This window comes from Streptomyces celluloflavus, assembly GCA_000720995.1.
Classification (GTDB): Bacteria; Actinomycetota; Actinomycetes; order Streptomycetales; family Streptomycetaceae; genus Streptomyces; species Streptomyces celluloflavus.
In genome coordinates this window covers 425,816-435,685 of the sequence record JOEL01000001.1, presented here as the reverse complement: position 1 = coordinate 435,685, position 9,870 = coordinate 425,816, and the positions used below count along the sequence as shown (strand labels likewise).

The following is a 9,870-nucleotide window of genomic DNA, read 5'->3' as shown; positions in this document are numbered from 1 at the left end:
TGGGCGGTCTCGGAGGGCCTACCTCCATCACCAGTGCAGCACCACGTCGGAAGACTTCGTCTACATCGAAACCTCCCGTTGTGTTCGTGGCGCACAGTCGCCGGCGTATCGCGCGGATGCCCCGGAAAGATTGGTCACTTCATCGATCGCCCTCTTCGACCGGAGTCAGCCGACTTCGTCGAGAGCCCGCTGCCTGATCGACACGGCCTCCTTGAGAACCGCCATGGCCATAATGAGGGTGGCCGGCTTCGTCCCGGAGAGAGCTCGTGAGCGCTCGTAATCGTCGGCGTGCTCGTTGGTCGCGGTACGGAGTCTCGACGTAGCCATGGCGGATGACTGTCCCGGCAAGAGTGCTAGGTCAAAGGACGCGTGGCCCGTGTCGCCATGGTGCTGAGCGTTGTCGTAGTAGCTCATCCAGGCGACATCTTCGCCGGCCTTCGCCCGGCTGAACACGTCGTCCGAACGTTCAATGGCAGCAAGTGCTCCTTGGGTACGCCCCATTCGGGCCCAGGCCCTGGCACCAGGGCCTGTCTGACGGGTCGGTGACGAACCGAGACGAGAACTCGTTGACCACCGTCAACACGCCTCGCATGCACATGCGTTGACATCGCTTCTCTAGTCGGGTTGAAGCGCGAACCGCCCAGGACGGGGTTTACCGCATGCAACAGAGGGCGTTCGGCCACGGGCGCCGGTCCCCAAGGCTGGGCTCGGGGTAGAGAGGCGGAAGGCCCCGTACGGAACCGGGAGGCCGGGGGTTCACGTGCGGGGCCGCGCTCACGGGGTGGGGGCTGTCAGACTCCGGTCAGGGTGTACGTACCCGTACCGTCCTGCCTGCCGCTGGAGTACTGGCGGATCAACTCCCCGTCCGCGTACCGGTCGTGGCCCATCATGAAGCCGGTGTACTTGTTCTGCACACCGATCTTCGAGCTGCCGGGTACGTCGCGGTAGATGTAGAACCGCTGAAGGTCGTCCTCCCCGCAGGTGGCCGTCGTCAGGTATGCCTGCTCCTGGTTGGCGATGTCCGCCGGGACGGTCGCGCATCCGCCGTTGCCCCAGTTCCACAGGGACGCCTCGATGACCCCGTTGCGCTCCGTCACGTTGCACAGCCGCCAGTTGTCCAGGTGGGCGCTGGTCCAGTTGGATTCGCGCAGGCGGATGCCGTCGTTGGCCAGGAGCGGTGCGCTCCAGTTCAGAGGCTTGCCGGGGACGTCGATCTTGTAGACGGCAGGTTGGCAGTCCAGGGCGGCCCGCGTGGCGGGGGCCTGGCTCCTGGTGGCCTTCACGCTCTTCTCAGCCTTGGCGGCTTTCTCGGCTTCGTGTCCGGCCTTGGCGGCTTTCGCCGAGGGGACCGGCCCGGCCGGGTGCTTCGCGGTGGCGGTGGCGGAGCCACAGTCGAGGAGGTCCTGTGCCTTGCGCATGATGCTGTTGGCGGGGACCTTGTCCTCGCAGCGCACCGCGCCTTCTTCGAGGGTGGTGAAGGTGGTGTAACTGCCGGTGTCGGCCCCTTCGATCCACTTCAGCGCCCAACTGCCGTCGCCCTGTTGGACGCGGTTGCAATTGAGGCTGCCGTACGTACCGGTGACCTTCTTGGTGCCCTTGTAGAGGCCGTAATAGCCGGGATTGCGGAAGTTCCACGTGACGGACGTCGACGTGCTGCTGGTGGAGGTGTAGTTCACCTGCACGTTCAGGCCCAGGCTCGCGCCGACTTTGCCGAGGGTCTCGAATTCGAAGCTGCCTTCGACGTTGCCGGTGAGGCCGACGGACACCGAGATGGTCGTCTGAACGCTGGTGTTGACGGACTGGGTACCGGTCGAGCCTTCGGTGACGTACCAGCCTTTGAAGTGGGTGATCGTCGGGGTCACTTCGGAGGACTTGATGTACGGGTGCCGGGTGCCGAGGTCGGCCGCCGTGCAGGCGCCGCCGGGCTCGGCCTGCGTGGTGGTGGCGGGTGCGGCGGCGGCCGGTGAGACGGCAAGTCCCACGGTGGCCACAGCGGCCGAGGCGGCACAGGCCATGAGTGTTCTGCCTATGCGGCTGACGGGTCTTGTGGGGCGCATCGTTGCCCTTTCCCCCTGGTTGTGTGTGTTCGGTCAAGGGGTGAACGTAGCGACCACGAGGGTGGCGGTGTGAGCCCGCAACGGGCCAAAAATGGTCATGGAGGGACTTATTCCGCCCCTGTGCGCGCAGACGTTGGGCCGGTTCCATCCCTGATGGACCCTTACACCACCGATTGAGGGGAACCACCCTTTGAAACGCGTCAGACACCTGCTCGCGGCCATAGCTGCACTCGCCCTCACCGCGACCCTCCTCGCCCTGGGCACCTCACCGGCCGCCGCCGCACCCGCCAAGGCCGCCCCCAAGGGCTACGGCACATGCAAGGCCACCGCCCCGGGCTCCCCGGCGCGCCGCCAGGGCACCGGCTGGACCTGCGCCGAGGCGGTGCCCTTCGCCGCCCCTGACACTGTCACCGAACGCATCGTGCGCGGCGTCTCGGATGGTGCGTGCGCCAACGGCCGGGACTCCGACCGGCACAACTACTGCTGGGGCGAGACGCTCACGAACCGGGCCTTCGACACCAAGGGCAAGGAGACAGGCCGCTCCGTCGTCGAGGCCGTGAGCTTCGCTCGCCTGAGCTCCTCCAGCGGGAAGTGGACGGAGAACATCGCCGTCAAGGCCACCAAGATGGAGGGCAAGGCGAAGACCGTGTCGATGGACCTGTCCGCCACCTGCAGCGGCCTGTGCACCGTGGACGCACCGGCCTGGGGCGGCGCACCCGTCGAACTGGAGCTGGGCGATGAGAGGACCGGGAACCTGTCCTTCACCTCCACTGTCACCAAGGGCAATTACTCGTTCATCTCCCCCACCTATACATCGGTCGGGGACATCCTTGAGGCGGGCGGCGGTCCTGCGAACCCGGTGACCTGGAACGGTCACGATCTGCGCTGTGATGCGCAGGTCGGCCAGTACCCCGGCTGCATCGTGATGGGACACCTGGCCAACGTGACCATCCGCGAATCCGCCTACGGGGCCGCCGCCATCGCCTACGGGTGGGCGCAGAGCAACCTCAAGGGCGGCAACTTCGGCACCGAGACGAAGCCGCTGCAGCGTAATTCCGGTGGGAAGACGGAGGCGGCCAGGAAGCGCAGGCAGTCGTGCACGGCGGCCCCGGACCCGTTCAAGAAGGACCCCAGCGTCACGGACGACTCCTGCGACGAGTTTCCCTTCGCCAGCTCCGTGCAGGGCGGCACGAACGGCTCCGAGTGCACGGAGATCATCCCCAGGAAGACCGCCGGGGTGTGGCACGTCGATGTCGTACGGGACAGCCCCCACGGTAATAACGCGCCCTGTATCCGGGCTCATGTGCCCCTGCCCGAGAACAGGGGGGCAGGGGGCGAACTCGGCCGAGCCGTCGTCGCGGACCGCATCCTTGAGATGGAGTGGTACGAGGTGATCATCGCCCCTTAGGCGGCGGGCCTCCCTCCCCGGGCACCTGGGGAGGGAGGCCCTGGGCCGGCTAGGTTCCGTCTGACGGGTCATGCACGAAGCCACAGGCGTATGGCCGCAACGGTCACAGTGCCGTAGAAGACATAGGCCCGCTTGTCGAAGCTCGTGGCAACCTCCCGGTTTATCTTCAACTTTCCGATCAACCGCTCCACTTCGTTCCTGCGAACGTTGCGGGCCTTCTCGAAGCTGGTGGGCCGGCCGCCTCGGCTCCCACAGCGCACGCGATTGGCCCGCTGATTCCTCGGCTCGGGGATGGTGTGCTTGATCTGTCGGCGCCGCAGGTAGCGGCCGATGCGAAACCAGCCGATGAGCGGGGGGATCCGTCCGCTCAACCCAGCGATGCGCTCACTGCGCGCAGCTCGTCCAGGGACGCCAGGACGTGTCCGGCGAGTTCGTCCTTGCCGTCGCGGTCGCCCTCGGACCATTGGGCGAACCCCCGCTTGAAGGCGAGGACGCCCAGCTCGCTCGCGAGGGCCGCGGTGGGGTCGGGCAGGCCGCGGGCGGCCAGGGCGTCCGTCATCGCGGCGGCGAGGCTGACGGTCTTGAGGGTGTCACGCTCTTGCAGCTCGGCGCTGGCGGCGACGGCCGCCTTCACGCGCGGGGCGAGCTCGCGGTTCACGGGGCCCATCGCGCTCGACGCGCGAACAAGACCGGCGGCGACCGCCTCCAGCGGGGTGGCGCAGCCGGGGGCCTCGGCGATCCCCTCGGTCAGCAGCCGGCTCAGCGTCTCCTGTCCGGCCACCAGCAGCTCGCGCTTGTCGGGGAAGTGCCGGAAGAAGGTGCTCTTGGTGACCCCGGCACGCTCGGCGATCTGCGCGACCGTCGTGGCGTCGTACCCCTGCTCGGTAAACAGATCGACTGCGGCCACGACGAGGCGTTCGCGTGCGCCTGGTTCCCACCTACCCATGGGGCCAGCATATGCGATGGGACTCTTGTCCCGTCACCTGGTAGCGTGTGACGGGACAAGAGTCCCATCACTTGGAGGAAGATTTCCATGCGCGTCTTCGTCACCGGCGCCACCGGTCTGATCGGGTCCACCGTCGTCGCCGAACTGCTCGGCAACGGCCACACCGTCCTCGCACTCGCCCGTTCCGACGCGTCCGCGCTCGCCGCCGAGGCGGCCGGCGCCGAGCCGCTCCGGGGAGCCCTCGCCGATCTGGACGCCCTCCGGGCCGGCGTCACTCAGGCCGACGGGGTCATCCACCTGGCATTCGGCAATGACTTCAGCAGCCCCGAGGCCCTCGCGAAGAACGTCGTCGAGGAGAGCGCCGCCCTCGCGGCCCTCGGCGAGGAACTCGTCGGCAGCGACCGCCCCTTCGTGACCGTCTCGGGTACGCCCCAGGCCCCGGGCCGTGTCTCCACCGAGGCCGACCCGGTGCCGACGGACGGACCGGTCGGCGGTCGCGGCCGCACGGTCACAGCGGTCCTGGGCCTTGCCGCGCGCGGGGTCCGGAGTACGGCCGTACGCCTGCCGCGCACGGTCCACAACCAGGGCGCGGGCGGGTTCGCCGGCCTGCTGACCGGCATCGCACGCCGGACCGGGGTGTCCGGCTACCCGGGCGACGGCACACAGCGCTGGCCGGCGGTCCACGCGCTCGACGCGGCGGTCCTCCTCCGGCTCGCCCTGGAACAGGCCGATGCCGGCAGCGTCTGGCACGCCGTGGCCGACGAGGGAGACCGAGTGCGGGACATCGCCGCGGTCATCGGCCGACGGCTGGGCCTGCCGGTCGAATCGGTGCCGTCGCAGACGTACGGCCCGCTCGGCCCGATCTTCGCGACCGACCAGCCCTCGTCCAGCACCCACACCCAACAGACCCTCGACTGGGAGCCGAAGCACCCCAGCCTCCTGGAGGACCTGGAAAACATCCAGCCCTGACCGGAGACCGGGAGGCCCGCCTATGGCGCTCACGCCGACAACCGCAGACCCTCAGCGGCGTCACTCGCGGTCGACCGTCTCGGCGCAGCGATGTCCCGCGCCCGCCCACCCGGTCCACGCGGCTCCGGCTCTCGACTTGATCCCCACAACATCGCCGACGGCCACGCCCGTTGACGCCGGACCGCCACCCGCGTGACAGCAACACGTCCCGCACTGTCGACATGTCCGTGGCGAAAGTGGGTCTCCACGGCATAGCCGGCTGTGCAGCCATTCACGTCCACAACCAACAGGAGATCCCGTCATGGTGACAGTTGTCTTCGGCGCTCGCGGCAACGTCGGTCGTCACGTGGCCGATGGCCTGCTGGCCGCCGGTGAGCAGGTCAGAGCAGTCAGCAGAACCCCAGCCGCGGGCTTGACGCCCGGGTGGGAAGCAGTCGCCGCCGACCTGGATCGTCCCGAGACGCTGCCCGCAGCGCTCGACGGTGCCGACAAGATGTTCCTCTACGGAATGCTCAACCCCCAGAAGCCCTACGACATCGAGAAGGTCGCTGCGGCGGCCACAGCCGCGGGGATCCGGCAGGTGGTTCTGCTCTCGTCGGTGTCGGTCCTGAACCCCGACGCCGACCACCCGGTCCCCCGCCTGAACCGCACGATCGAGCAGGTCATCCAACGGTCCGGCATGGACTGGACGTTCCTCAGGCCGGGGACATTCGCGACCAACACCCGCACCTGGTGGGCCGAATCGATTCGCACCGACAACCTCGTCCGCCTGCCCTATCCGCTCGCACAGTCGGCACCGGTGCACGAGAAGGACATCGCTGCGCTTGCGGTGACCGCCCTGACCGAACCGGGCCACTCGCACCAGGCATACACCATCTACGGAGCCGAGTCCCTGACCCTGCAACGGCAGGTCGAGTACATCGGCGAGGCCCTCGGTCGCCGCATCAGGATCGAACACGTCTCCGACGAGCAGGCTCGCGCGGAAGTGGGCAGAACAATGCATCCGGTCGTGGCCGAGGCAATCGTGAGCCAGTGGGCCGCCGCCAACGGCATCCCGGTCCTGACCTCCGTCATCGCCGAAAAGATCACCGGCACGCCGGCTCACACCTACGCCCGGTGGGCCGTCGACCACTCCGACGACTTCCGCTGAGCTTGTCGTTGACCTGCGGTGCCGGTGGCGACCCCGGCCGGTCGTGAGGAACAGCCTGGGGTTGATCATTCTTCTTGGGGTCCAACCAAGGTGGCTGTAAAGCCCGCCGCGGAATGACCTTGTAGCCCGTCAGCGGTTCCACCGAACGGCGGGGTAGTGCTCGGCGACGTGCTGGGCGACCGCGTTGACGCCGGGACGGGCATGTCGCTCCAGGGAGCGTACGGAGGCGTGTCGGGAGCGGGCCACGGCTCGGCCTCACCCGTTCGCGCGCGGTCTGTTTGCGGGACGTGAGTGAGGCGTTGCCAGGACGTCAGCGCACCCGGGAAGAGTGGTGTTCACACCGCGGGAACGACCCAAGGAAGTCCCGCATCAACCGCAGGGGGAACCTGATCATGCGCACTTCCCGGATCCGCACCGCCACCCTGGCCGCCGTCACCGCCGCACTGGCACTGGGCCTGACCGCCTGCGGCGGCGCCGACAACGGCTCGAAGGCGGCGGGCGGCGACAACGCCGCCGGCACCGCCCAGAGCCGGACCGCCTCCACCACGGACGGCAAGGACGGTGCGGAGCAGGTCAACAGCGGCGGCCACGCCAAGGAAGGCCCGCGCTCGACGAGCGCCTCGGGCGGGACGCACGAGGTCGCGGGCAAGGGCACCACGGCCGGCGCCCAGCAGTGCCGCGGCGACGAGATGCTGCTCACCGCGGTGCACCGCTTCGCCGGGCAGCAGGGCGACCACCTGCTGATCACCGCCTCGAACGAGGGCGGCAAGCCCTGCTGGGTGACCTCCTACCCCTCCGTCAAGCTCGGCGACAACGTCGACGGCCCCGCACTGGCGCACTCCAAGAAGGACAACCCGGGCGGCGGCAAGCACATCACCCTCCAGCCCGGCGCCAAGGTCTACAGCGCCGTCAACCTCTTCGACTACGGCTCCAACAACCACACCGCCACCTCCTTCGCCCTCGCACTGCGCGGCACGGGCGGCCAGGACGGCCCCTCCTACTCCGTCGACCTCAAGGGCAACAAGCCCCAGTTCAGCTGGAACGAAGCCGACGTACTCAACTGGAACACCGAAAAGCCGTACAACTTCTGACAACCCGTCGGCCTGCGCCGCGCGATCCCCGCCCGCCGCGGGGATCGGACTCCGCCCGCGCGGCAGTCACGTTCGGCGCGGCGTCGGCTGAGCAACCCGTTCGAGGGGCGACTCACCCGCGAGGGAGTGCGGCGGCCTGCTGCCAGAAGGCGTGGGAGCCGCAGAGACGACACCGACCAGTCGACAGACGGCGGGCCGGCCCAGGACGGACTCCATCCGCGTCCTCAAGATCGTGACGTGGGCCCTGGCGGATTCGGCGTGCAGGGTCGGCCGAACATCTGGGTCCGGTCATTGCATCCGTACCAACGTCGCCGGGTCCGCGTCGCCCAGAGCGTCTGCCAGCTGGGCAACGCTCAGCCACTCAGGGTCGTCGCCTGCGGCGATCGCCCCACGCAAGGCGCGGCAGATCGCTGGAACTTGCCGCGCTGCGCCAGTACCCTCCGGCCTCCCGCGACCCTCCGTCCCCCTCCCCCGCTCGGTCGGGAAGGGAGTCGAGGTGTCGGCGGACCTGCCAGCGCGCGTTGATGACTACCTCGGCGAGGGCTCGCCCAGTGGCACCATCCGGTGGTTGATCGTTCTGGAGACAGAGCCCGCAGACGGCCCTCGCCATTCCAGCGGATTCCGGGACCACGAGGTGATGGTCAGATCCGCCAGGAACGGATGCGGTCGGCCGCGTCGTACGTGCCGCAGCGGCCGGCGTCGATGCCGCGGGCCAAGTCGATCAGCATGCCGTAGGGCGCGTCACTGCCATCGCCGACGGCGTCCATATACGCCACAACCAGACCGGCGCCGAACAGGGCGTTGCGGACGGACAGGGGGTGCAGGCGGATGACGGTGTGCCTCAGGACGGCGGCGCGCCAGGAGTTATCGACGGTAGCGCCGACCCTGGACGTGTGTCGACGCGGTAGCGTCCTTCGCCAGCCACCAGGCTGGTGAAGGCGTGAATGCCCGTGTGCCTGGGAAGGACCTCCGCCCGGCGCTCCAGGAGCCAGGCCCGGTTCCCGGAATACGCTGGGGAGCATGACATCGGACTCCGCCGCGATGAGCACGCTGTGTGACGCGGTCGCCCTGCGACTCGAACGCGCGGATCCCGACCTGACGGCCCGGATCCGCGCCGAGTTGCCCTCGTACGAACACCTGCCGGAACTCGAACACCGGCGCACGGTGCGCGATCTCGTCCGCCGCATGCTCTCCAGCATCGCGTCCGGGCGGGGGCCGATAGCCGAGCATCTCCAGTTCACGCGGCGCTCCGCCCTGCGGCGGACGCAGTTGGGCGTGTCCGCCTACGACGTGCTGAGTTCGTTCCACATCGTGCGTCGTGAGTTGTGGGCCGCCATGCAGTCCGCGCCCGAGGCGACCGACGACCTGCTCCTGGAACTGGTCGAACCCATCGGCCGGTGGACGGAGACGATGAGCGCGTCGGTCGTCGACGCCTTCGTCGCGGAATCGCCGGGCACCGCCGTGCAGCACGCCGAATTGCGGCAGCGGTTCCTGAGCGAGCTGGGCGATCGTTCCCTCGGGGAGCAGGTCGCCGAGACCGCGCGTGCCCTGGCGTTCGACGTGGAGGGGCGGTTCCAGGCGTTCTGCGCGCCCCGCGCGTCGTGGCCCCGGCCCGAGGTGGAGAACCTGCAACGGGCGACCCGGCGACTGTCCGGTGTCATGCAGTGCGGAGTCCGCGGCGACGTCATGATCGCCATCGCGCAGGACTGCGACCCGGTGCTCGTGGTCCGGACCGTCCATGGGATCGCCGGCGACCGGTCCGCCATCGGGATCGGGCTGCCGCGTCAGGGCCTGATCGGCGCACATCTGAGCACCGTCGGCGCCGAGCGCGCGTTGCGGACGGCGCAGCTGTGGAACGAGCCGTCCGTGCATTTCGCGGATTCCTGGCTGGAGGCGACGCTGCTCGACAGTCAGCCCCGGTTGGCGCCGATCCTCGCCGGCATTCAGCAGACGCAGCGGGACCATCCCGACCTCGCCGCCGCCGTCCTGGCCTTCGCCGACTGCGGATTCTCCCTCTCCGACGCCGCCAGGCGGCTCAACGTGCATCCCAACACCATGGGCTACCGGCTGAGCAGATGGCAGGAACTCACCGGCGCCGATCCGCGGACGTTCGCCGGGCTGGCCCGGTCGGTGATCGGGTGCCGGTCGACACCGCGGTAGAGGACCGGCGCCGTCGAGGAGCAGCGCGTCGGGTGCCTGTGTAAAGCACAGGAAACCCACGCTTGGCCTCGTGTTCTTCCCAAAGACAC

At 68.9% G+C, this 9,870-nt stretch carries 9 protein-coding genes and 1 pseudogene; 5 read left to right on the top strand and 5 right to left on the bottom strand.

The window, feature by feature from the left end; translation table 11 throughout:
• Nucleotides 1–165 precede the first annotated feature (165 nt).
• A complete protein-coding gene (locus tag IH09_RS38755) occupies nt 166–327 on the bottom strand; it encodes a hypothetical protein (protein ID WP_172450815.1) in 162 nt (53 codons plus the stop codon).
• 464 nt (nt 328–791) lie between these two features.
• Nucleotides 792–2,015, bottom strand: a complete 1,224-nt coding sequence (locus IH09_RS01660) for a hypothetical protein (RefSeq protein WP_240150967.1) — start codon at nt 2,013–2,015, stop codon at nt 792–794.
• Between the two features lie 232 nt (nt 2,016–2,247).
• Between IH09_RS01660 and IH09_RS01655 the strand changes: the two genes are divergently transcribed.
• On the top strand, nt 2,248–3,465 hold the full coding sequence (locus IH09_RS01655) for a NucA/NucB deoxyribonuclease domain-containing protein (RefSeq protein ID WP_052853384.1): 1,218 nt from the start codon (nt 2,248–2,250) through the stop codon (nt 3,463–3,465).
• A 68-nt stretch (nt 3,466–3,533) separates the two neighbouring features.
• On the opposite strand, the pseudogene IH09_RS01650 reads toward IH09_RS01655, so the two are convergent.
• Both IH09_RS01650 and IH09_RS01645 read right to left on the bottom strand, forming a co-directional pair.
• Nucleotides 3,534–3,914: pseudogene (locus IH09_RS01650) on the bottom strand (hypothetical protein); the annotation flags it as partial.
• Entirely contained in the window at nt 3,833–4,411 is a 579-nt protein-coding gene (locus IH09_RS01645) for a TetR/AcrR family transcriptional regulator (RefSeq protein WP_052853383.1), read from the bottom strand. The gene IH09_RS01645 and the pseudogene IH09_RS01650, both read right to left, overlap by 82 nt.
• A gap of 87 nt (nt 4,412–4,498) precedes the next feature.
• Here IH09_RS01645 and IH09_RS01640 point away from each other — a divergent pair, with 87 nt between their 5' ends.
• From IH09_RS01640 to IH09_RS01630, 3 genes are all read left to right on the top strand, one after another.
• Nucleotides 4,499–5,380, top strand: coding sequence for an SDR family oxidoreductase (locus tag IH09_RS01640; RefSeq protein WP_052853382.1), 882 nt, complete (start codon nt 4,499–4,501; stop codon nt 5,378–5,380).
• A 301-nt stretch (nt 5,381–5,681) separates the two neighbouring features.
• Nucleotides 5,682–6,530: an SDR family oxidoreductase gene (locus IH09_RS01635; RefSeq protein ID WP_052853381.1), complete on the top strand. Its 849-nt coding sequence runs from the start codon at nt 5,682–5,684 to the stop codon at nt 6,528–6,530.
• Between the two features lie 392 nt (nt 6,531–6,922).
• The gene (locus tag IH09_RS01630) at nt 6,923–7,621 is read left to right on the top strand and encodes a DUF4232 domain-containing protein (RefSeq protein ID WP_052853380.1); all 699 of its coding nucleotides are present in this window, start codon (nt 6,923–6,925) and stop codon (nt 7,619–7,621) included.
• Nucleotides 7,622–8,262: 641 nt separating this feature from the next.
• Here the strand turns inward: IH09_RS01630 and IH09_RS39565 are convergent.
• Entirely contained in the window at nt 8,263–8,388 is a 126-nt protein-coding gene (locus IH09_RS39565; protein WP_275126349.1) for a hypothetical protein, read from the bottom strand.
• Between the two features lie 253 nt (nt 8,389–8,641).
• Here IH09_RS39565 and IH09_RS01620 point away from each other — a divergent pair, with 253 nt between their 5' ends.
• Nucleotides 8,642–9,781: a PucR family transcriptional regulator gene (locus IH09_RS01620; RefSeq protein ID WP_052853379.1), complete on the top strand. Its 1,140-nt coding sequence runs from the start codon at nt 8,642–8,644 to the stop codon at nt 9,779–9,781.
• Nucleotides 9,782–9,870: the final 89 nt, after the last annotated feature.